Below are 22,715 nucleotides of genomic sequence, written 5' to 3' on the forward strand. Positions count from 1 at the left end.
ACATCACGCTCCTTGTTTTTTTGATTTATTTTTTTTGAAACTATGCTGAGAGAACCGGTCCAAAATAATAGCCAGCAGCACGACAGCGAGGCCAGCCTCGAAGCCCTGGCCGATCTTCAGCTGGGTAACGGAACGATAGACTTCGGCTCCAATCCCTTGGGCGCCGATCATGGAGGCGATAACGACCATGGACAGCGACAGCATAATCGTCTGGTTCACGCCGGCCATCAAGGTTGGCATGGCGACCGGAAGCTGCACCTTCCACAAGGTCTGCATCGGCGTGGAGCCGAAGGCGGAAGCGGCCTCCATCATGTCTTCAGGCACTTGGCGGATGCCAAGCTCGGTCAACCGGATCGTCGGCGGCACGGCGAAAATGACGGATGCAATGACGCCAGGCACGATGCCGAGTCCGAACAGAAATACGGCCGGAAGCAAATAGACAAAGGCGGGCATCGTCTGCATGAAGTCGAGCACCGGCCGCACAATCCGGGATACGTTGTCCGAACGGCCGCAGGCAATGCCAAGCGGAATGCCGATCACGATAGACAATAATGTCGATACGATGACGAGGGCCAGCGTGCTCATCGTCGGCTCCCAATAGCCGAGCGCTTCGATGATGAACAGTCCGATCAAGGTCAATAAGGACAAGGACCAGCGTCCGATCAGAAATGCGAGCACGGTGAAGATCGCAATGAAAATGTAGGCAGACGGCCAGGTGAGCAGATCGGTGATGCTCTCTACGCTGCGTTCGATTACTTTGGACAGAAATTGGAAGAATCCATCGGCATTCGTTCCGAGCCAATTCACTCCCTCTTCAACCCAATTACCTATCGGCAGTCGCATGCGACATCACCATCCCTTCCGTGTCTGTAGCGGCAGTATCCGTTCCAGTCGTGTCATTCGCTCCATTCGTTCCATTTGGCACATTGCCCGCCAGCGCGCCGAGAACCGCTCCACGCACGATCGCACCCATCAGCTTGCCATCCGGCTGGACGACAGCGATTGGAAGCTTGGCTTCGCCTGACAATGCGAACAGATCGTTCAACACCACATCCGGCGATACGGCAGGGACGTCGGTGAACATGACTTCCTGCAATGACTTGCCGCCGCGTGCCGCCTCACTGGCCTGCTCGGCTGTAACGACCCCTTGAAGAGACTTATCTTTGCCCACGACGAACAGGGTTGAGATGCCGATATCCCGCATGAGCTGCAGGGCGACGCGCGGTCCCCGATCAAGGGATACTGTCTCCGGCCGGCGCATGATGTGCGCTGCCGTCAGCACTTTCGATAAGTCCACTCCTTCAACGAATCGCTCCACGTATTCGTCTGCCGGATCCATCAGCATTTGTTCCGGGGTGCCGATTTGAACCAGCTTCCCGTCTTTTAATAACGCGATTCGATCTCCGATGCGGAGAGCTTCGTCCAAATCATGGGTAATAAAAATGATGGTTTTATGCATTTTTTGCTGCAATGCGAGGAGTTCGTCCTGCATATCCCGCCGGATAAGCGGATCAAGAGCACTGAATGCTTCGTCCATCAGCAGAACATCCGGATCATTAGCCAGCGCTCTGGCCAGTCCGACTCGCTGCTGCATGCCGCCGCTCAATTCGTCAGGATATTTCTGCTCCCAGCCGTCGAGTCCGACCAATCCGAGAGCTTCCCGCGCTTTGCGGTAGCGTTCTTCCTTCGTCATTCCTTGAATTTCGAGGCCGTATGCGGCATTGTCGAGGACGGTGCGATGAGGGAAGAGTGCGAACTTCTGGAACACCATGCCGATCGTCTTGCGGCGAACTTCCCGCAACTCCGACTCGCTTAGCTTGGAGATGTTCCGATCTTTCAACCAGATGTCTCCGTCCGTCGGTTCGATAAGACGATTCAGCATTCGCACCAGCGTGGACTTTCCGCTGCCGGAGAGGCCCATGATAACGAAGATTTCGCCTGGCTCGACGGAGAAAGAGACCTGATTGACGGCAACAGTCGCTTGTTTTTCTGTGGCGAGCCGTTCCCGGGACCACCCTTGCTTCAGCAGAGTGAGCGAGCGTTGCGCTTGCGGACCGAAGATTTTGGTCACTCCGTTGACTTTAATGATAGACAATCGTTTCACCTCTCTTGGTCTTGCCCGAATTCGTTTTTCCAACGCTTTCTATTGTAACCTTTGAAAATTTTCAATAACAACCTTTAAAACTGTTTGTAAATTACGTTCAGTAAAAACTGTACAAACTTATGCTGTCATATGCTCATCTTTCCTAAAGAATGCTGACCTATCCGGTACTTTACTTTTGAATCCATCTCTCATACAATGTTCGATGACGCCTTATACCGTTAGGAGATGCGGGATTCCCGAGCCGTCCCGAGTCGACCTCATCTTCCACTATATAATCAATGACTACGGTATCATTCAAAAGGAGTCGAATAACTAGCAGCAGCCAGGTTCGGCACAGGAGGAATTAGCACATGGCAACGTTCGCGCAGTTGACGCAGGAACAACAAGGGGCGGTGGAAAAAGCTCGCAATCGTGTCATAGAAGCGATCGGTCAAAATATGGACCTATACGGAATGACTCAATCCACAGGCCATTTGTACGGTTTGCTATTTTTCAGCGATCATCCGATGACGCTGGATGAGATGGGCAAGGAAATGGAAATGAGTAAGACGAGCATGAGCACAGGGGTCCGTACGCTGGTGGATATGAAGATGGTGCACAAGGTATGGGGCAAAGGCACGCGGAAAGACTTGTATCAAGTGGAGCCGGACTGGTACCAGACATTTGCCGATTACTTCGGCATTAAGTGGCGCAAGGCCATCGAAGTGAACTTATCCGCCATCCGGCGTTCCAAGCGAGAACTGGAGAACCTGCTCGCAGCGAATAGCGAGGACGAGACGCTGAGCGGCATCGTTCAGGCGGACATTGCCAAGATGCGGGAAGCGGAGCAGTATTACCACTGGCTGGATCAATTAATAGATGCACTGGAGAGCGGCGAAATTTTTCACTTTGTCCCGAAGCCGGGAACTCCTGAATAAACATAATGTTCGCTCCAAAAGACGGCCCCAAGCCGTCTTTTTTTTATGAATAAGCTCCTCTTTGTTTCTTATGATCGCTATCCCCATGGCTTAGGAGAGTTGGGTGTCCTCGTTCGCGCTTGTGGTCGCTATCCCCGTCTCGTACGTGGATATAGTCGATATCCCCGTCGTACAGGAAAGTGAAGTATCTTCGTCCGTACATATAGCTGGTATCCCCGTCGCACAGGAAAGTGGAGTATCCTCGTTCCCGCTTTTGATCGGTATCCCGATGGCGGGTAGAGTAAGTAGATAAAGCTGACGGCCTGAGCAGGTGGGATATTGAGAATAAGGCACAAAAGTGGAGTTGTCTGCCCCTGAGCGGTCGGCATATTGGCATAGGGCGCAAAAGTGGAGCTGTCCGTCTGACCAGATGGGATATTGAGGATAAGGCACAAAGAGAAGCGGACCGCCCTGACCAGATGGGATATTGAGGATAAGGCACAAAGAGAAGCGGACCGCCCTGACCAGATGGGATATTGAGGATAAGGCACAAAGAGAAGCGGACCGCCCTGACCAGACGGGATATTGGGCATAAGGCACAAAGAGAAGCGGACCGCCCTGACCAGATGGGATATTGAGGATAAGGCACAAAGAGAAGCGGACCGCCCTGACCAGACGGGATATTGAGGATAAGGCACAAAGAGAAGCGGACCCGCCCTGACCAGACGGGATATTGAGGATAAGGCACAAAGAGAAGCGGACCCGCCCTGACCAGACGGGATATTGGGCATAAGGCACAAAAAGTGGAGCGAGCTACCCTGACCAGACGGGATATTGAGCATAAGGACATGAAAGGATATGGTTTGACCTGAACTCACGGAGCGGTTGAGAGGAAATTGGTATGAACCCGGTTGGAGGGGGAGATGTGATGTATAATACATCTAACGAAGGGGTTCCTGCTTGGTCTTGACCTTCCTCCTCTGTTCCCTTCGTATAACGATGAAGATCTAGGGGGTAGGCGGCCATGAACCCGATTCGCAAGCCTCGTTCTTTTCAAATCGCTTTGTTTTGGCGGCATTTTGCCAACTACTTCGTCATCATTCTCATTCCTGTCATTGTCGCCTGCTTGTTGGCCCACTTCCTGATCGTATCTCTGATTGAGAAGGATGCGCAGAAGCTGAATAACGTTGTCTTGAGTCATTTTTCCGAACAGACGGACACCGCCCTGAATGCCTTGAAAACGAATATGATCAATATGCTCAGCACCTCCAATATCCGGAGTCTGTTGAAAGAGGCGGAGGATGATTCCTGGGACAGCCAGCGGCGCATGGAGCTGATTCACTCTCTGCGGGAGCAGTTAATTAAGCTTCAGTCCGACGAACTGGTGACGAGAGCATATTTGTATTTTGTTCATCATGATTTGGTCATTGACGCAGATACGTACACGGATAAGGCGTATTATTTCGATTTCCGCTATCCGATGAATGAGGCGGAGAAGACGGCTTATTTGGCCCAGTTTACTAATAAAAAAATGATGGAGTTTACGATACCGGGCAGCAGAAACGGCAGCAATAGCAGCAACGGCAGCAACGGCAACAACGGCAACAACGGCAACAACGGCAACAACGGCAACAACGGCAACAACGGCAACAACGGCAACAACGGCAACAACAGCAGCAATAGCAACAACGGCAACAACGGCAGTAACGGCAGCAACAGCAGCAACAGCAGCTTGTCGGCCCTGATGAGCTACCCCTTCAATACGCCGCTTCCCGATGTATATCTGGTCGTGGATGTGAATAGGGACAAACTGAAAGACCTGATTCATATCCGCGAGAATTGGGTTGCCGGTACTGCGATCCTGGGGAGCGGGGGAGATATCCTTAGCCAGAACGGGCTTGTTACGGACGGGATCCGCCACCTTCCGATGCCGTCGACGGCCGGAACATCCCATTTTCTGATTGCGGAGGACAAGGCCATTTCCTTGGTGAAATCCCGGTTCGACGATTCTTCCTATTACTTGAGTCTCGTGGATCTGCCTACTCTGATGAAGCCTGCTCATATGACGCGCCTCATTAGCTGGATCTTCCTTGCTTTTTTTGCTGTTGTGGGAAGCTTCGTCTCGTACTATTTCAGCCGGCGGATTTACCAGCCTATCGCGGAGATTAAGGAAGGTCTGAAATCCCACCGGGCGACTGAATCGCTGCAGTTAGGCGAGGGGAACGATTATGATGTGATCAAGCGCTATTCCCGGCTCATCATCTCGGAAAATAAAGAGCTGTCCCAAAGGGTGAGCGGGATGCTCCCGATTGTGCAGGAGTATTTTGTCACGAAAATTGTGCAAGGCGAGTATAGAGACGCTCTGTCCATCGAGACGTATGCCACAGAAATTGATTTCCCCTATGCGAAAAAAGCGGCGCGGACCGTGCTCGTCATTGCCTTGCATTTCGATCCGGGGGTATATGGACCGCTGTCGGAGACATCCAAATCATTTCTGATGGCGGAACTGAAGGAGCGCATGATGCAGCTCGTGCCTTCAACGACGTGGATCTGTCAGATGAAGCCCGATCTGTTGGCCTGCGTCATTCACAAGGATCCGCTCCTGAACCTGAGCCCGGAGGAGGATGCGAACATTATTAAGGTGGCTCTCCAGTTGTATGCCAGCTATTTCAAAGCCACGATCGGCATCGGGAGCACGGTGCACGGGATGGAGGAGCTGCATCTGTCTTATGAGCATGCGGTCTCGATGCTGCAGCGCCGGGGGCTGTATGCCGATGTGGAAATATGCAGCGGACAAAGCTCGTGGGATGCGCCCCCGTTCGATACGTTTTTGAGTGTACAGGAAGTGAACCGGATTCTGAACCAGTACAAAACACGGGAATATGACAGGCTGCTGCAATCGGCCTATGAGTTGGTGGAGGAAGGCGTCTGCCAACACGCTACGGCCAGTCAGATCAAATTTTTGTGCACGGATATTTTGAATACATGGGTGCGTGCCGTAGAGACGGAGCGCAAAGATTTCAATGTGCCTTTTTATGCGGGATGGTTCGAGAGAGTGAATGCCTGCATGACGGTGGAAGAGGTCAAGCGCTGCTTCCGGGAGTTCCACGGACTGCTGTTCGAGTCGGCCCGGCCGGATGAACGATCCCGCAAGTTGAACGATATTTTGGCCTACATTCATGACCATTATGATGAAGAATTATCGATCGAGCAGTTCGCTACGACGATGAACATGTCGGCCGGCCATTTTAGCCGCATTTTTAAGGAGGAAGTCGGGGAGAAGTATGTGGAGTATATTGCGAAACATCGGTTAGCCAAAGCGAAAGAGCTGCTCCTGCAAACGGATCTGAAAATTGACGACATCGCCGCCAAAGTCGGCTACTGGGGCCGGAACTCGTTCATCCGCGTGTTCCGTAAATATGAAGGCATTACCCCGGCAAAGTACCGGGCGCTCCATCAGTAACACGCAAGCGGGACTCCTTTTTTTCCGGAGTCTCTTTTTTTGCGCAAAAGAACGTGGAAAGCCCAACTGGCGCGGCATCCGGGAAAATGAACCCCGATACAAATACGGGCGCTTTACGGCGGCGGGTCCGGTTCCTTATAGTTAGGCCATCGCTTTTTTGCAAGCGCTTACTTAAAAGGAGGGAGGCCATGACGAAGAAAGCCCGATTCTGGCATCTCGTCAAGAAGCATAAAGTGCTCTACCTGCTGATGCTTCCGGGGATTTTATACTACATTATCTTCAAGTATGTGCCCATGTACGGCATCATTATCGCTTTTCAGGATTTCTCTATCGGCAAGGGGATTATCGGCAGCAAGTTCGTGGGGCTGAAGCATTTCATTGAATTTTTCTACGTCACGCCGGACTCCTGGAAGCTGATTCGGAACACGATCATGCTGAATGTGTACGATCTGCTGTTTCATTTTCCGTCTCCGATTATTTTGGCCATTTTGTTCCATGAGCTGCGCAACAAATGGTTCAAAGGGTTTGTCCAAAGTGTCAGCTATATGCCTCACTTTCTCTCTACCGTCGTTATCGCGGGTATTCTCGTTACCTTTTTGTCGCCGACGACCGGGGTGGTCAATCACCTGCTCGTGAAGGTGTTCGGGATGGAGCCAATTATGTTCCTCGGTCTGCCCGAATGGTTCCGGACGATCTATGTCGGCTCCGAGATCTGGCAGAAGATAGGCTGGGGCACGATTCTGTATCTGGCTGCGATCGCCGGCATTGATCCTACGCTTTATGAAGCGGCCAAAATGGACGGAGCGAACCGGTTCCAGCAAATCCGGCATATTACGCTGGTCGGCATGCTGCCGGTCATGATCATTTTGTTCGTGCTGACGCTCGGCCATTTTATGGAGACGGGATTCCAGAAGATTCTGCTGCTGTACAACTCCATGAACTATGAGACATCGGATGTCATTAATACCTTTGTCTACCGTCGGGGAATTCTTGATGCCGATTTCAGCTTCGCGACGGCCGTCGGGCTGTTCCAGTCCGTGATTGGGCTCATTCTGGTCGTGACGGCGAACCGGATCGTCCGCAAATATTCCGAGACGAGTCTGTGGTAGGAGGGGGGGATTTCGTGAAAATCAGAGCCAGTCTAGGTTCCCGGATCTTCGACGCCATCAACATCATGCTGATGATTCTGCTGGTCATGATGATGATGTATCCGATGGTCTATGTGTTCTCGGCTTCGATCTCCGACAACGCGCTGGTGGCCAGCGGAGAGGTGCTCCTGTTCCCGAAGCAGGTGACGCTGGTGGCGTATGAGCGGCTGATCACCAATCCTGATCTGTGGATCAGCTATTGGAACACGATCCGCTACACCGTGCTGCATGTGGCGCTTACGCTTATCGTGACGGCGGCCATGGCCTTTCCGCTATCGAAAAAATGGCTGCCGGGCCGGCGGACGATTCTGCTGTTGGCCGCCTTCACGCTCCTGTTCAGCGGGGGGATGATTCCGACGTTCCTGGTCGTGCAAAAGCTGGGCATGCTCGATACGATCTGGGCGATCGTGCTTCCGTCTCTCATCTCGACGTGGTACTTGTTCATCATGCGGACGTTCTTCGAGGCGCTGCCCGAAGAGCTGGAGGACGCCGCCACGATTGACGGCTGCAATTCCCTGCAGGTGCTGCTGCGGATCGTGCTGCCGCTGTCGATGCCGGTCATGGTCACCATCGGCTTGTTCACCGCCGTGAACCAGTGGAACGCGTTCTTCGACGCGCTGATCTATCTGAATGACAGGAGCATGTACCCGCTGCAGATTATGCTCCGGAATATTCTCATTGCCGGAACGACCGTGCAAGGGGAAGGGGATATGAATCATCTGGAGACGCTCAAGTACGCGATGATCATCATCGCTACGTTGCCGATTCTGTGCGTATATCCGTTTATCCAGAAATATTTTGTGCAGGGCAGCATGATTGGCGGCATTAAGGGTTGATTGTGCAGGACAGCATGATTGGCGGCATTAAGGGCTGGACAGATCTGGCCGTTCCGAAGGTAATGAGAAATCTGAAGCGATGAAGATGAAGGAGGTTCAGACATGAAGAAAAGATCGTTCGCAATGATGTTAGCCGCCGCTCTGCTTGTTATCGTGGCTGCGGCAGGATGCTCTACCAAGGACAAAGGAGCTTCGCCGGGCGAATCCGGGGGCTCGGATGGCAAGAGCCCGATCCAATTTTCCTGGCTGGCGTATGACCGGGTGGAGGGGAAGGTGCGGCAGGATTGGGAGATTTTCAAGGAGATCGAGGCAAAGACCGGCGTCAGTGTCGATTTTCAAATCGTCAGCCAGGAAGGGCTCATCGAGAAAAGACAGATTATGATTGCGACCAACTCGGTCACCGATTTCATTCAGGTTACGACCCAGGAGGGCCGGGATCATGGACCTGACAACATATTTCTGAATTTGAAGGACTATTTGGATCAAGCTCCGAATTTGAAAGCTTTTTATGAAAAATATCCGGAAGCCGCAGCCGTCGCCACCGGCGCGGACGGGGGCATCTATACGGTGCCCGTCATTGAAGGGGATGCCGAAGGAAAAGGGTTCAACTTCATCTGGTATGCCCGCAAAGACGTGATGGATCAGCACGGGCTGAAGGCGCCGGAGACGATGGATGAATTTTACCAGTTCCTGAAGACGCTCAAAGAAAAAGAACCGGACTCCTACCCGCTTATTTCGAACGGGATTGTAGGCGATACGGGACTGTACACGGTATTCGGCCGGGCGTTCACCGGCATTCAGGGCTTCTTCAACATCGACCCGGCCACCGATAAATATGCCTTTGCGCCGTACCGCGACGGCTATAAAGAGTCGCTGATCTTTTTGAATAAGCTGTATGCGGAAAAGCTGCTTGACCCGGAATATTCCTTGCTGACACAGGCACAGTGGGAGGAGCGCATGCTGAAGGGTAGGTCGTTCGTGACGTATTTCTGGAAAGCGGACCTGGAATCTCTGACGGAGAAGGGACGCAAGGCAAGCACCGCCTCATTCGAACTGGATGCGATTCCGCAGGTCGCCGCAGACGGCATCAAGAACTACCAGTTCTCCCGTCCGGTCATCGGGGCTATGGGGCGCGCGATATCCGCCAAGGTCAAGGATAAGGACAGGGCGGTCCAGTTCCTGGATTATCTCGTCGGCGAGGAAGGCTCGAACTATTTGTCGCTCGGCATTGAAGGCAAGACGTACACGATTGAGAACGGCAAGCCGGTATATATGAAGGAATTCGGCACTTCTCCGTTCAATACGCTGCGCAAGGAGTGGGGCGTATGGTACGACCTGATTACGCTGGACAATGCCAAGTCGCGCGAGGTCTGGGAGCGCGGGTTGAGCGACAAGAGCCAAGAGATCAACAAGAAGTATGAGCCGTACATCGTGCCGGCACCGAAGCAAATCGTGAAGACGGAGGAGGAGTTGGAGCTGGAAAAATCGAAGCTGAACAATCTCAATAAATATTTGGAGCAAAAATTAACGGAGTTCGTCACCGGCAAAACGCCAATCAATGACGAGACGTACCAGCAATTCCTCGATCAGGCGAAGAAGCTCGGCGCCGATGACCTGCTCCATATGTATGATGCCGCGTATACCCGGACATACGGTAAGAAATAAGTTCGCGCCTTGTAAATCGCGGGGACGAAGGAGGAAGCGCTGTGGGAGCAGGAGAAGCATTCAAGGTCATTGACACGGATGTTCACAATGAGCAGGACGATTCGGCCCTGGTGCCGTATTTGCCGGAGCCGTGGAAGTCGAGGGTAGCGTCATCAGGCATCGGGTATGCAGGCTCTGGCTATTATTCGCCGATCGGCGTCATGAAGAAGGACTCGATCCCGCCGGGGGGCGGCAAAGCCGGCTCCGATCCCGGCCTCCTGATCAATCAGTTGATCGAGGGATACAATATCGAGTATGCCATTTTGACGGGCGTCGTCTACAACATCTCGACGACGCATGACCCGGATTATGCGGCGGCCATCTGCTCCGCCTACAATGACTTCCTGATTGCCGAATGGCTGGGCAAGCATCCGGCGTTCAAAGGCGCGATCGCGGTGTCCACGCTGGACCCGCATCTCGCCGCCAAGGAAATCGACCGTGTCGGGGATCATCCCGACATCGTCGAAGTGATTATTTCCAGCGCCGCGCGTTGGCCGCTGGGGCACCGCTTCTATCATCCGATCTACGAAGCGGCCGAACGGCACGGGCTGCCCGTCGCGATTCATCCGGGGGCGGAAGGCGGAGGAAGCTCCACCGCTCCGACGGCAGCCGGGTACCCGGCGAGATACATCGAGTGGCACACCTGTCTCTCCCAAATGTTCATGGCCCACCTGGTCAGCCTCGTATGCGAGGGGGTATTCGTCAAGTTCCCCCAGCTGAAGGTGGTGCTCGTCGAGGGCGGCATTGCCTGGCTTCCGCCCTTGATGTGGCGGCTCGACAAAAATTACAAGGCGCTCCGCTCCACCGTGCCGTGGCTGACGAAGATGCCGAGCCAGTATGTCGCGGAGCATTGCTTCCTGACGACGCAGCCGATCGAGGAGCCGGACAACCCGCAGCATCTGGTTGACCTGTTCAATATGTTCGATGCGGAGAACATGATTCTCTACTCCAGCGATTATCCGCATTGGGATTTCGATGCGCCGGATATGATTCTGCGCAAGCTGAAGCCGGAGGCCCGGCGCAAGATCTTTTACGAGAACGCGAAAAAGCTCTATAACTTACCGTAAACGGAGGCCACTTATTATGGCGGTACATGTTGTGCTGGATGCGGCGGATGTTCCCGAAGGCGGTCATGTCGTCGTTCAAGTGGAAGGGCGCGAAATCGGAATTTTCCGGATCGATGGGGAGTTCTATGCGCTCCATAATTATTGTCCGCATCAAGGGGCGCCGATGTGCGCCGGTCTTGTCTCCGGCACGAATCTTCCATCGGGCGTCTATGAGTACGAATACAGCCGGAAGGGCGAAATCTTGCGCTGTCCGTGGCACGGGTGGGAGTTCGATATCAAGACCGGGAAGTCGCTGTTCAGCGACCGGACGCGGGTGAAGAAGTATGAATTGGAGATTGCGAATGGAAAAATCGGCGTCGTGCTGGGGAAGTAAGCAGGCGTACACGACGTCTCGCTTGGAGCCTGGCGCTCCGGGGCAGTCATTGCCAGACAGCTACAAATGATATAACATATATGTTATATCAAAACAAGTAAGGATGGATTGGAATGGGTTATGACTCTCGTTCACCATTGTATGTTCAGGTACACCGCTACATCGAGGATCGAATTCGTCAAGGCGATTTGAAGCCGAATGACCGGATTCCGACGGAAAAGGAACTGATGGAGCAATTCAAGGTCAGCCGGATCACGGTGGTGAATGCGCTGTCGGCCCTGGTGAAGGAAGGCTGGATATACCGCGTCCCCGGCAGAGGAAGCTTTGTCGCCAGTGAACTGCCGGCCGGGCTGTATGGGGAAGCTTCCGAACCGGCGGCCTTGGCCGTTCCGGCGGTGGGCCCGGGTCAGCCGAATCGGACTGAGCCTGCGCCGGGCCGAACGATCGGCTTTGTGATGCCGACGTTGGAGGATTATTTCGCGATGCGTCTTATCAATGCGATTCAAGATACGCTGCGGGCGCATGGTTATTCGCTGGTTATCGCGTTCAGCGGCGGCTCCAAGGAGCGGGAGGAGCAGCAGATCCGCGATTTTATCGCGATGGGCGTCCGAGGCCTGCTGCTGTTCCCGGCCGATGAAGAGACTTATAATGAAGAAATTCTGTCGTTGAAGGTCAACGGATTTCCGTTTGTGCTTATCGATCGGTATTTACGGGGCGTCGAGACTCATTTTGTCTGCTCGGACAACCGGGCCGGAGCCCGGATGGCGGTCGATCATCTGTGGGAGAACGGCCACCGCCATATTGCGCTCTGCACGAATGCGTATCGGGAATGCGTCAGCGTGCATGATCGGATCTCCGGATATATGAGTGCATTCGAGCAGCATGGCGGCATGATCAATCCGTCGCTCATCGTCACCGGCTTCTCGCTCCCTGCCGGGGAAGAAGCGGATGATTCGGAGCTGGCGCGCCATATGAAGAGCGGGATCGCGAGCGCGTATATCGCGCTGGACGGGAAGCTGGGCCTGCGGATGGTGCAGATGGCGAAGCGGCTCGGCTTGCGGGTGCCTGAAGATATGTCGATTCTCACCTTCGACAATCCGGAGAATGACGAGGGCGAGGAGAGCTTTTTCACTTATATTTATCAAAATGAGATGGAAATCGGGCGGCGGGCAGCGACGATTCTGACCGAGATCATCGAGCGGCAGGAGACAGACACCGAGTACCGCAAAGTCATTCTCGAGCCTAAGCTGATCATCGGCCGTTCGACCGGGCCCTGCCTGCATTCGAACCATACGCACGCCTAAAAAAATCGCCAATCCCGTGAACGGAGATTGGCGAATCTTTTACCATCAATGGCATTCAAGCCGTCTTCATATTTGCACCAAGGTCAGCACGGCGAAGAAATGAGCGACCGATCCGGCAAGCACGAATAAATGCCAGATCATATGATGAAACGGAAATCCCCGCCACACATAAAATACGGTGCCTACGGTATAGAGCAGCCCTCCCGTAACAAGCAGGATTAATCCGGTTCCAGGCATCGCCGCCGACAACGGGTTCCAGGCCCATACGATGAGCCAGCCCATGGCGATATAGAGGATGGTCGACATGAAGAGAAAGCGCTTCGTGAAGAAGGCCTTGAATACGATCCCGGCCACGGCCAGCGTCCAGATGACCGCGAACAGGCTCCACCCCAGCATCTTCGGCAGTGCGATAAGGACAAACGGAGTATACGTTCCGGCGATAAAGACATAGATCGAGGCGTGATCGAACGTCTCGAACAGATCCTTCACTCTGCCTTCGGGGAAGCTGTGCACCAAGGTCGACGACGTATAGAGCAGCAGCATGGAAATGCCGTAAATCGTAAAGCTGACAACGTGGATCGGTTCGCCATACAATGCGGCGAAGACGATAAGCAGGGTCAAAGCGGCAACGCTGAGAATGGCGCCGATGCCGTGGGTAATGGCGTTGGCGATCTCTTCACCCCGCGAATAAGTATGGGTATTGGCCATAGCGAATCTTCCTCTCTGCCCGCTGGTATTCGATACCTTCATTGTATAAGACGATGGGGGCGTCTGCAAATCCTTGCGCACGGCTTTACCTATTTTTTAACGAGCTCAAGACGGATATGTATGTTGTTGCCGGGAACGAAGCGGAGTTCAGGACTCTGGAGAGGAGGACAGAGATGAACAGACTGATGATAGGTACGGCAATCGGCTGTGCCGCGGCGATGGCGCTAATAATCATGTATTCGTACATCGGAGAGTTCGCTTACTTCATTGGAATCGGAGCGATGATCGGAATGATTAGCGTTGTGCTAATGAATCAGCGGGGGGAGGTCAATGCGAAGGAGCGTCAAGCATTGCGGAGGCGGGAGTGGATGGAACGGAACCGGAACCGAGTGGAGCAAGAAGCGGCAGAAAAATAAGGAACAGCGCCCCCGCCCTTCCGGCAGGCCATCCGGCGCTGTTCGGCTTTCTTATTCGGCACAATCTGGGTGTGCGGCTTGCGTGTCCAGGTGTTGCGGACGATGTCGGGGTTGATGCCGCCGGAACGCTCGATTTTGCGGCGTTGGCGTTTGGCTTTGCTCATTGGAGCAGCCTCCTTTACACTATACATAGAATAGGAAGAGCGAAAAAGATCCTCCATACATCAGAGTAGCTCAACTTGAACGGCAATTCAAGCGAAATGGCATTCAGATTCGCAAAAGGAGCGTTAAGCCATGATAATGCGTACACGGAATGGGGAACGGGTTCTTATTCAACAGCATGACCACGGATTTATTTCCGGAGAAGCGGCCAAGCATTTCGATCCTGCCCGCGTCGGGGGAACGGATCGTTGGGAGGAGGTCGTATTGGCTGCCTACGAGCATGATCGCAGTTGGATCGGACTCGATCATACACCGATATGGAACGATGCGGATGCGGAGCCATTTACTTTTATGGATTACCCGATTGTGCCGAAGCTTGCCTTTTATCGCATTGGGCTGGATGAGATCGAACAAATGAATGCGTATGCGGCGCTGCTGTGCAGCCTGCATTTCGTTTCCTTCTTCCGGACGGAGGAGCAGCCCGAGATCATTCAATTTTTGCGGCATGAACGGGCGCGTCAGGCGCGGATTCGCGCGCAGTTGGGCGGTCTTGACGATCAAGCGGTCATGGAGCATTTTCGGCTGCTGCAGTTCTGCGATGATCTCTCCTTATATGTCTGCCTGAATGAGCCCGGGGCAGCCAAGGAAGACGAATTCCCGTGGTACCAGGACGGGTTCGAACGGACAGAGGCGTTCAATCCGGAGACGGGCACCCAGCTTATCGCGGAGTGGGCGAGCGAGACGGAGGTGCGGGTCACGCCCTTCCCATTCATCGCGCCGTTCACGACGAAGCTGCGTTCCAAGGTGGTGCCGGACTCGCTGGTTGAAGCGACAGGCATCGGCAAGGCGTATCGCCAGACTGAATGGAGCGAGCAGACGTTGACTTTTGTGAGGTAAGAGGGAAGTCTCTTAACGGAATGATTGTCTACTTATGAGTATGGCTTGATGATGGGAAGAACCCGCTGCGACGGAAGGACGGCAGGGGGTTCTTTTGTGTTCCGTGTTGTCTGTCTATCATGGGGTAGTCCGTTGACGGTCAGGTGTAAAACTCCACATTAGCATAAAACATTAAGCCAGCCGGGTTGCCAGGTGTTATTGGCGGGGTAGGACCCAAGTAATTTACAACCGTGAAGGAAACGATAATTCCATATATGCCTCCTGCAGGAAGCGGACTGCTTTGCTTATTATAAATGCGAATGTCCTGCCAGTTATAAGGAGGAGTCTCTATCAGGCCAGTATTGGCGTCCAGACTTCCATCCGTAAGAACGGGAGGAGTCAGGGTTTCGACAAAAGCGGGAGAGGATCCGGAGAAATCGTAAACATCGATGCGCGCAATATGAGCGTTATCTGCAAAAACAGTGAGACTTACACTCATCGTTACTGGGCTCACCTGACTGCCAACCCCGCCGCTTAGTGCTGCAAACGCCCTTACCTGATTATCGGTAGTCGTTGAATCCCAAATATACTCTGGGACCACATCACTAAATCCTCCGTTATCATTAACGTACTTCGTGATACTGGGCCATGCGGGAAATCGCGGAATGACGGTTGCCTTATGGTCTGGATCGACTGTCGCGGCAAGGTTAATAGCTGTCAGCTGGTCAGCTGCAATATAAGTGCTTGCACCACTAGCAACAACGGTCTGTCCCAAAAAGGGCATGAATCACACCTCCCTTTAGCAGAGTATGTTTTCTTGACACCTCTAGGATATGCGAACGGGCAGGAAGCGGGTTGGACGAGTAAACAGAGCAGTGATGAATTTAGCCTGCAGCGCAGCCTGACACGCCTCCGTTCATCCTGCGGCTTATACTCTGACATAAGCGCCTGCCGCGGCTTCGACCGATCACCGTGCTTCGCTCGTGAATTTATTGTACAATATAGGAAACTCTACCTGACGTACGGGCATGCCGAACCTGATCGCCGGCTACTCTTGTATTCGGCCCGATACGGTGAGCGCGTCCGAGGCTAGTGTGAAGCGTCAAGTTCTGTTTCTATTGTGACCGACGGGTTTGGTTAACGAGCTTTCCGGATTTAGAGGTCATCCATTCCACGGAAAGGAAGGAGAAACACTGATGAAAAAAGAACAAATGGAGCGAATTCATACGGGAGAGGGTTTTATAGCGGCGTTGGATCAGAGCGGCGGAAGCACGCCAAAGGCGCTGCTGCAGTATGGCATTAAGGAAGACAGCTATTCCAATGACGAAGAGATGTTCGAGCTGGTTCACGCCATGAGAACGCGGATTATTAAGAGTCCGGCATTTGATTCGAACTATATTTTGGGCGCCATCTTGTTCGAGAATACGATGGATCGCAAGATTGATGATGAATTTACCGCCGATTATTTGTGGGAGAAGAAAGGCATTGTTCCTTTTTTGAAGGTTGATAAAGGACTGGCCGATCTGGAGAATGGCGTTCAAATGATGAAGCCAATCCCGGATTTGAACGACCTGTTGAAGCGGGCGGTGGATAAGCATATATTTGGTACAAAAATGCGTTCGGTGATTAAAGAAGCCAACCCGGAAGGAATTCGTAAAGCGGTCGAGCAGCAGTTCGAAATCGGCAAACAGATTTTGTCGATGGGGCTCGTTCCGATTATTGAGCCTGAGGTTGATATTTATAGCAAGGATAAGCAGCAATCGGAACAAATCTTGAAGGATGAGCTTCTCAAGCAATTGTCCGCTCTGGATAAGGACGTACGAGTGATGCTGAAGCTGTCCATACCGACCGAAGAGAATTTCTATCGCGAGTTGATCGAGGAGCCGCATGTGCTCCGAGTTGTCGCTTTGTCGGGCGGATACGAACGAAGGGAAGCGAATGAAAAACTGGCCCGGAATCACGGCTTAATCGCCAGCTTTTCACGCGCCTTGTCGGAGGGATTGACTGCTCAGCAGACAGACGAAGAATTCAATGCGACACTGTCCCGCTCCATTCAATCCATCTACGAAGCATCTATCAACTGAGATGTAACAAAATCATTGTTTCTTTATGTCATCAACACGCCTATCAAGGGCGTGTTTTTTTCACTGGCAGAGATGACGCCGGCTTATCGAGCAAGATCGAAGGCTTAGTAATCAATGGTGTCTTCATCGAAGAGTTAGTTGCAATGAAATATCGGGTATGTTACTATTGCGCTAACGCTTACGATAGGAGTTGAAGAGGATAATGTAAAATTTCTTGCTTAATTTTAAAGAATAAAACAAGTTCTGTTTGCTCTGTTTTGTTCTTTATTGGCAAGAAAGTTACCTTATTCTTTTCACTCAAAAAATAGTTCCTTATCTGACTCTGTCTAGGGTTGGATTTGCTTTATTTTTTTGAGCTGTAAGAAAGGTCAACTTTCTTGCGGCTCTTTTTTATTTGTGAACCAAGGAGGTTTCTGGAATGTCATTGATCAAGGTAACTAACCTGACGTTTGCCTATGACGGCAGTTACGACAACATTTTTGAGCATGTAAGTTTACAAATCGATACCAACTGGAAATTGGGCTTTACGGGGAGGAACGGCCGGGGCAAGACTACGTTTCTCAATCTGCTGCTTGACAGGTATGAATACAGCGGAACGATTTCCTCTAACGTCAGCTTCGAGTATTTCCCGTTCCACGTCGAACACAAGGAAAATTATACATTCGATGTGGTAGCCGACATCTATCCGGACTACGAGCACTGGCAACTCATGCGCGAGTTTTCGCTGCTGAAGTTGTCAGAGGATGTGTTGTACCGACCGTTCGACTCGTTGTCCAATGGAGAACAGACGAAGGTAATGCTGGCGGTCCTGTTTTTGAAGGAAAACAGCTTTTTGTTGATCGACGAGCCGACAAATCATCTGGATCTGCATGCTCGGAAGCTAGTAAGTGATTATTTGAACGACAAGAGCGGTTTTATTTTGGTGTCACACGATCGGGCGTTTCTCGACAATTGTGTGGATCACATTATTTCGATCAATAAGACCAATATCGAAATCCAGAACGGAAATTTTTCAGACTGGTGGGAGAATAAACAAAGACAGGACAATTTCGAACTGGCCGAGAACGAAAAGCTGAGGAAGGACATCAAGAGGCTGTCCGAAGCGGCCAAGCGAACAAGCAACTGGTCGCACGAAGTAGAAAAAACGAAAAACGGCACCCGTAACTCCGGCTCCAAGGTCGACAAAGGATACATCGGTCACAAGGCCGCCAAAATGATGAAGCGATCCAAATCAATCGAGCAAAGACAGCATTCCGCGATCGAGGAAAGATCCCAGCTTCTGCGAAACGTCGATAGCTCGGAAAGCCTGAAAATATCGCAGATGACTTATCATAAACACCAATTGGTCGAGCTTGACCGCATTTCGATTCATTATGGAGAGAAGAACGTTTGCCGCGACATCAGCTTTACTGTCGAGCAAGGGGACCGCATCGTGCTTTCCGGTCCGAACGGGTCAGGCAAATCCAGTTTGCTCAAACTGATTTGCGGCGAGGAGATTCCTCATTCAGGCGTGTTTCGAAAAGGGAGCCAGTTGAAAATTTCCTACGTTTCACAAGATACCTCGCAGTTGCGGGGCAATTTGTCGGAATTCGCCAGATCCAGCGAGATTGACGAAAGCTTGTTCAAAGCGATTTTGAGAAAACTCGATTTTTCGCGCTTGCAATTCGAAAAGGACATCGCTTCTTTTAGCGGGGGTCAGAAGAAGAAGGTTCTGATCGCGAAAAGCCTCTGTGAACGCGCTCATTTGCATGTTTGGGATGAACCGCTTAATTTTGTCGACGTCATTTCCAGGATGCAAATCGAAGAACTGCTGCTGGAGCATTCGCCGACTATCCTTTTTGTGGAGCACGACAGCGAGTTTTGTAAACATATCGCGACAAAAATTGTGGAACTGAAAGTTTAACACACTCTAGGAGGATGAAAGCGATGATCATTGAGGTTGAGGTTGTAGATGATTATGTGGACCGGTTCCTTCCGGTTGACCCGGTTCACAAAAAAATAAATCTGTTGCCGGAGGTTTACCAATCTATCGACAGATGCACGTAGCGATTATGTCCGCAAGCGCATCGTGTTTATTCCTGCGTAGTTGGTTAATGACGCATTAAGCGCCGTTCGACGGTTCTTTTTTGCATTTTCTCCGGCGGTAAGGAGAACACATGAAACCAACCTCGAAATATGAAACGATTGGACAGATCTTGTCCGACTTCAAGCAGCCTGCGTACCGGTATGGGCAAATTATGGATGCTATTTTCAAACAAAAAATTGCTGAATACGAACGGATCACCATCCTGCCGAAATTTTTGCGAGAAGAGTTGACCCGGTCGCTTGGTCCGTACGTCTCCAGCGTTATTCCAGTAAAGGAACTCACATCGCAGCAGGTCAGCAAGGTGCTGTTTGCCATCGGGGGTGGCGAACGCGTAGAGGCCGTACGACTTACCTACGAACGGGGGTGGAAATCGTATTGTATTTCCACTCAGTGCGGCTGCGGGTTCGGGTGCCGCTTTTGCGCCACGGGTACCATCGGCCTGAAACGAAATCTGACCGCCGACGAAATTACCGACCAATTGCTTCACTTTCACTTGAACGGCCACGCCTTGGACAGCGTGTCCTTCATGGGCATGGGGGAGGCGCTCGCCAACCCGCACCTTTTCGATGCGCTGGCGATTTTGACCAACCCGCATCTCTTCGGTTTAGGACATCGAAGAATTACGATTTCCACCATCGGCCTGTTGCCAGGAATTGATAGGTTGACGCGGGAGTTTCCCCAGGTCAATCTTACCTTCTCGATGCATTCGCCGTTCGACGATCAACGGAGCGAACTGATGCCGATCAATAAGCGGTTTCCGCTCCGCGACGTGCTGAATGCATTGGATCGCCATATCCGGCATACGGGGAGAAAGGTGTATATCGCGTATATTCTTCTTCAAGGGTTCAACGATTCGACGGAGCATGCGAAAGCGGTTGCCGCTCTGTTGAGGGGAAGGGGATCTTGGGAACATCTCTACCACGTGAACCTAATTCCCTACAATTCGACAGAAGTGACGCCTCAAAGCTACTTGCCATCTGACCCCGAAAGGATCAAAGCGTTCGTTCGGACGTTGAAGATACATGGTGTGAACGTTACGGTCCGAACTCAATTCGGATCGGACATTAATGCGGCATGCGGTCAGTTATACCGAACCGATTAGTCTGAAATTTAACATACAATGCCTGCCGCAATGTATTTGCGACAGTTAAGAGAAGCGGCTGCCGTGAAGAGGGCAGCCGCTTTAGAACTATTTAAATTTGCCCGATACCAACGTAGCGAGCAAGCTTATCTCTCTGGCAGCTTCCTTCTCCGTTCGAAAGCCACGACATTTGATTTGTCTTCGCTTACCCTGTTCATCCTTCCCAGCGCTGATAACGAACCAAAAGGTTCTTTGCTTCGCTTCGGTTTGTCATTCGATAAATGGAATATTGACAGTAAGACTAAAAAGATATAGATTGTTAAATGAAAGCTTATGTCAAAATAAAATTGCTTTCAGCTTGAATTCGCAATGGTAAAGAAGGTGGGTACTGGCTTCGCTTCCGTTCGGAATTCTATTATGTTTGTTGTATATCAGACTCGAACCCTTCACCCGTTGGTTGATCCTCGATTCGGCGTCTTGTTGGAAATGGGTTGGCAATGGGTCACCGATATATCGGCCGGATGGATTTACTTCTATTTGGATTTTTGCAGCGGCATTTTTATGGTGAAAACGACACGAGAGTCTTGAAGCTAAGGAATAGTTTCGTTGTGTCTTATCAATTGCGGAAAGGAAGTGATCGCGTTGGAGCGCCAAAAGACGTTAGCCATTCATATGAACAATGTACATAAATCTTATGGCTTGAAACGAGGGGTGACGGATTTAAATCTAGCCGTAAAAAAAGGTGAAATCGTTGGATTTATTGGGCCAAATGGCGCAGGAAAATCGACTACAATCCGTTTGCTCATGCAGCTGATCAGCCCTACGTCCGGGGATATCTCGGTTCTTGGCGAACGAATAAAGAAGGATAATCCACTGATACGCAGCCGAATCGGGTATCTGCCTTCCGAGATTAGACTTTACCCGGATGTAACCGGAAAACAGATGCTGGAGCTTGCAGCAGGCATTCATGGAATTGATGTGAAAAAAACCAGGATTCCCGAATATGCGCAGAGACTGCAATGGGAGATGAAACCCCGGATCCGAACCTACTCCTTAGGAAATCGCAAGAAACTAGGCATACTGCTAGCACTTCTGCATGAGCCTGAATTGCTTATCCTGGATGAACCTACCTCCGGGCTTGATCCCCTCGCTCAGCAAAGCTTCTTCGAAATTGTTCGGGAATTAAATGAGTCAAACGGTACAACGGTTTTCTTGTCGACTCACATATTAACCGAGGTGGATAAGCTCTGCCACAGGGTCGCATTTATACGAGATGGAAAGATCATTCAAGATTCTTCTGTTCCCGATCTATCCAGAGGAGGGGCTCATCTTTACGAGGTGATCTTTAAAGAATCAGGTGATCTAAGGCAAACATATGGCCTGCTAAATATAGATCCCAATTCGAAATATATCGATGGGGTTTGTAGCGGAAGGGTAGAGGATCATTGCCTGAATGGATTGCTTTCCCTTCTTGCTGATAAGCCCATTAAAGATTTGAACCTTAGAAAATTGTCTCTTGAGGAGAGATTTATGGAAAAGTACAGCCAAAACAAAGAAAAGAAAGTTGAGGGGCCCAATGATGAGCAAGTTGTTTGAGTTGGAGTGGCGTCAAAATAAACGGAGTTTTTGGATCGCTCTTTGTGTGATTGCAGCGCTTCAAGCAATCCCGGCCGCCGCATCTAAGGCTTATTTAGATAGCCAAATCTCCAGCGGAACAGATCATACGGGTTCCACTGCACTTTCAACTTTTGAAGGATGGATGGCCGGTCAACCGTTTATGTTTTTCGTGCTTCTTCTAGGATGCTTCGCAATAAACTGGTCAATCGGATCCATTGTAAAGGAGCGGGATCGTCATACTGCCGAATTTCTGTTCGCAACCCCCCGCAGTAGAACGGATATCTATCTGGCAAAATGTGCGGCTCATGTTGCAAAAGTCGTGATTATCGCTGGTGTATCCACTGGTATTGTGCTGCTGATTGGCAAAGGTTTAGGCGTGATGAATGACGTTGCAGTTGTAAGCAGCGTCATGGCGGCTGGTCTGTTGATCATTCTCGGATTTATGGGAATAGGTTATGCGCTAACGTCTTGGCTTACTTCCGAACGCGGTGCGTTATCGCTTGGAATCGGAATAGTATTTCTCATGTTCTTGCTCTACATGCTTTCTGATTTGACAGCATTAGAATGGCTGGGGGCCGTGTCGCTCTTTAACCTGTTTGATGTGTACGCAATAAGCCAGGGGGCCGGGCTTGCAGGGGGCTCTGTGATTGGAGCGCTCGCCGTATTTGTGATCGGCGGTTGCGTGGGCTGGAGGAGGTTAGTTCATAGAGATTTGTAAAATATGAATTTGAGTGTAAGTTGACATTGACTCTAATGTAAGTGACAATATGCTTGAAGTCACCGTTTCGGG

At 51.5% G+C, this 22,715-nt stretch carries 20 protein-coding genes; 15 read left to right on the top strand and 5 right to left on the bottom strand.

The window, feature by feature from the left end:
• Positions 1 to 3: 3 nt before the first annotated feature.
• Positions 4 to 843 carry an ABC transporter permease gene (locus tag FLT43_RS25030; protein WP_087441558.1) on the bottom strand — a complete coding sequence of 280 codons (840 nt, stop codon included), beginning with the start codon at positions 841 to 843 and terminating at the stop codon, positions 4 to 6.
• Positions 824 to 2,095, bottom strand: a complete 1,272-nt coding sequence (locus FLT43_RS25035) for a quaternary amine ABC transporter ATP-binding protein (RefSeq protein WP_087441557.1) — start codon at positions 2,093 to 2,095, stop codon at positions 824 to 826. Before FLT43_RS25035 ends, FLT43_RS25030 begins: the two co-directional genes overlap by 20 nt.
• Positions 2,096 to 2,454: 359 nt before the next feature.
• Here FLT43_RS25035 and FLT43_RS25040 point away from each other — a divergent pair, with 359 nt between their 5' ends.
• The 8 genes from FLT43_RS25040 (at position 2,455) to FLT43_RS25085 (ending at position 12,895) form a co-directional block, all read left to right on the top strand.
• The gene (locus FLT43_RS25040; RefSeq protein WP_087441556.1) at positions 2,455 to 3,021 is read left to right on the top strand and encodes a GbsR/MarR family transcriptional regulator; all 567 of its coding nucleotides are present in this window, start codon (positions 2,455 to 2,457) and stop codon (positions 3,019 to 3,021) included.
• 1,003 nt (positions 3,022 to 4,024) lie between these two features.
• Positions 4,025 to 6,463 carry a helix-turn-helix domain-containing protein gene (locus FLT43_RS25055; protein ID WP_244194113.1) on the top strand — a complete coding sequence of 813 codons (2,439 nt, stop codon included), beginning with the start codon at positions 4,025 to 4,027 and terminating at the stop codon, positions 6,461 to 6,463.
• A gap of 188 nt (positions 6,464 to 6,651) precedes the next feature.
• Positions 6,652 to 7,572, top strand: a complete 921-nt coding sequence (locus FLT43_RS25060) for an ABC transporter permease (RefSeq protein WP_087441555.1) — start codon at positions 6,652 to 6,654, stop codon at positions 7,570 to 7,572.
• 14 nt (positions 7,573 to 7,586) lie between these two features.
• Positions 7,587 to 8,447: a carbohydrate ABC transporter permease gene (locus FLT43_RS25065; RefSeq protein ID WP_087441554.1), complete on the top strand. Its 861-nt coding sequence runs from the start codon at positions 7,587 to 7,589 to the stop codon at positions 8,445 to 8,447.
• A 102-nt stretch (positions 8,448 to 8,549) separates the two neighbouring features.
• Positions 8,550 to 10,112: an extracellular solute-binding protein gene (locus FLT43_RS25070; protein ID WP_087441553.1), complete on the top strand. Its 1,563-nt coding sequence runs from the start codon at positions 8,550 to 8,552 to the stop codon at positions 10,110 to 10,112.
• Positions 10,113 to 10,153: 41 nt separating this feature from the next.
• Complete coding sequence (locus FLT43_RS25075) at positions 10,154 to 11,218, top strand: amidohydrolase family protein (RefSeq protein WP_087441552.1); 1,065 nt, start codon at positions 10,154 to 10,156, stop codon at positions 11,216 to 11,218.
• A gap of 16 nt (positions 11,219 to 11,234) precedes the next feature.
• Complete coding sequence (locus FLT43_RS25080) at positions 11,235 to 11,591, top strand: Rieske (2Fe-2S) protein (protein WP_087441551.1); 357 nt, start codon at positions 11,235 to 11,237, stop codon at positions 11,589 to 11,591.
• Positions 11,592 to 11,704: 113 nt separating this feature from the next.
• Positions 11,705 to 12,895, top strand: coding sequence for a GntR family transcriptional regulator (locus tag FLT43_RS25085; protein WP_087441550.1), 1,191 nt, complete (start codon positions 11,705 to 11,707; stop codon positions 12,893 to 12,895).
• Positions 12,896 to 12,961: 66 nt separating this feature from the next.
• Here the strand turns inward: FLT43_RS25085 and trhA are convergent, their stop codons facing one another.
• Positions 12,962 to 13,603 (bottom strand): PAQR family membrane homeostasis protein TrhA, encoded by a 642-nt coding sequence (trhA, locus tag FLT43_RS25090; RefSeq protein WP_087441549.1) that lies wholly within the window; start codon positions 13,601 to 13,603, stop codon positions 12,962 to 12,964.
• A 173-nt stretch (positions 13,604 to 13,776) separates the two neighbouring features.
• On the opposite strand from trhA, the gene FLT43_RS25095 reads away from it, so the two are divergent.
• Both FLT43_RS25095 and FLT43_RS25105 read left to right on the top strand, forming a co-directional pair.
• Complete coding sequence (locus FLT43_RS25095) at positions 13,777 to 14,019, top strand: hypothetical protein (protein WP_143797165.1); 243 nt, start codon at positions 13,777 to 13,779, stop codon at positions 14,017 to 14,019.
• Between the two features lie 294 nt (positions 14,020 to 14,313).
• Positions 14,314 to 15,078 (top strand): DUF3891 family protein, encoded by a 765-nt coding sequence (locus FLT43_RS25105; protein WP_087441547.1) that lies wholly within the window; start codon positions 14,314 to 14,316, stop codon positions 15,076 to 15,078.
• Between the two features lie 139 nt (positions 15,079 to 15,217).
• On the opposite strand, the gene FLT43_RS25110 is transcribed toward FLT43_RS25105, so the two are convergent.
• Positions 15,218 to 15,841 (bottom strand): hypothetical protein, encoded by a 624-nt coding sequence (locus tag FLT43_RS25110; RefSeq protein ID WP_087441546.1) that lies wholly within the window; start codon positions 15,839 to 15,841, stop codon positions 15,218 to 15,220.
• A gap of 412 nt (positions 15,842 to 16,253) precedes the next feature.
• Here FLT43_RS25110 and FLT43_RS25115 point away from each other — a divergent pair, with 412 nt between their 5' ends.
• The 3 genes from FLT43_RS25115 to FLT43_RS25125 all read left to right on the top strand — a co-directional run bounded on the left by FLT43_RS25115 (position 16,254) and on the right by FLT43_RS25125 (position 20,329).
• Positions 16,254 to 17,141: a fructose bisphosphate aldolase gene (locus tag FLT43_RS25115; protein WP_087441545.1), complete on the top strand. Its 888-nt coding sequence runs from the start codon at positions 16,254 to 16,256 to the stop codon at positions 17,139 to 17,141.
• Between the two features lie 418 nt (positions 17,142 to 17,559).
• On the top strand, positions 17,560 to 19,044 hold the full coding sequence (locus FLT43_RS25120; RefSeq protein ID WP_087441544.1) for an Lsa family ABC-F type ribosomal protection protein: 1,485 nt from the start codon (positions 17,560 to 17,562) through the stop codon (positions 19,042 to 19,044).
• Positions 19,045 to 19,297: 253 nt separating this feature from the next.
• Positions 19,298 to 20,329, top strand: a complete 1,032-nt coding sequence (locus FLT43_RS25125; protein WP_087441543.1) for a Cfr family 23S rRNA (adenine(2503)-C(8))-methyltransferase — start codon at positions 19,298 to 19,300, stop codon at positions 20,327 to 20,329.
• Between the two features lie 87 nt (positions 20,330 to 20,416).
• On the opposite strand, the gene FLT43_RS30925 is transcribed toward FLT43_RS25125, so the two are convergent.
• A complete protein-coding gene (locus tag FLT43_RS30925; protein WP_087441675.1) occupies positions 20,417 to 20,542 on the bottom strand; it encodes an Arm DNA-binding domain-containing protein in 126 nt (41 codons plus the stop codon).
• A gap of 408 nt (positions 20,543 to 20,950) precedes the next feature.
• Here FLT43_RS30925 and FLT43_RS25135 point away from each other — a divergent pair, with 408 nt between their 5' ends.
• Together FLT43_RS25135 and FLT43_RS25140 are read left to right on the top strand one after the other, a co-directional pair.
• Entirely contained in the window at positions 20,951 to 21,904 is a 954-nt protein-coding gene (locus tag FLT43_RS25135; RefSeq protein WP_244194112.1) for an ABC transporter ATP-binding protein, read from the top strand.
• Positions 21,885 to 22,643, top strand: a complete 759-nt coding sequence (locus tag FLT43_RS25140) for an ABC transporter permease subunit (RefSeq protein WP_087441542.1) — start codon at positions 21,885 to 21,887, stop codon at positions 22,641 to 22,643. The genes FLT43_RS25135 and FLT43_RS25140 overlap by 20 nt, the downstream gene beginning before the upstream one ends.
• Positions 22,644 to 22,715: the final 72 nt, after the last annotated feature.

Origin of the sequence: Paenibacillus thiaminolyticus (assembly GCF_007066085.1) — a bacterium.
Lineage (GTDB): Bacteria > Bacillota > Bacilli > Paenibacillales > Paenibacillaceae > Paenibacillus_B > Paenibacillus_B thiaminolyticus.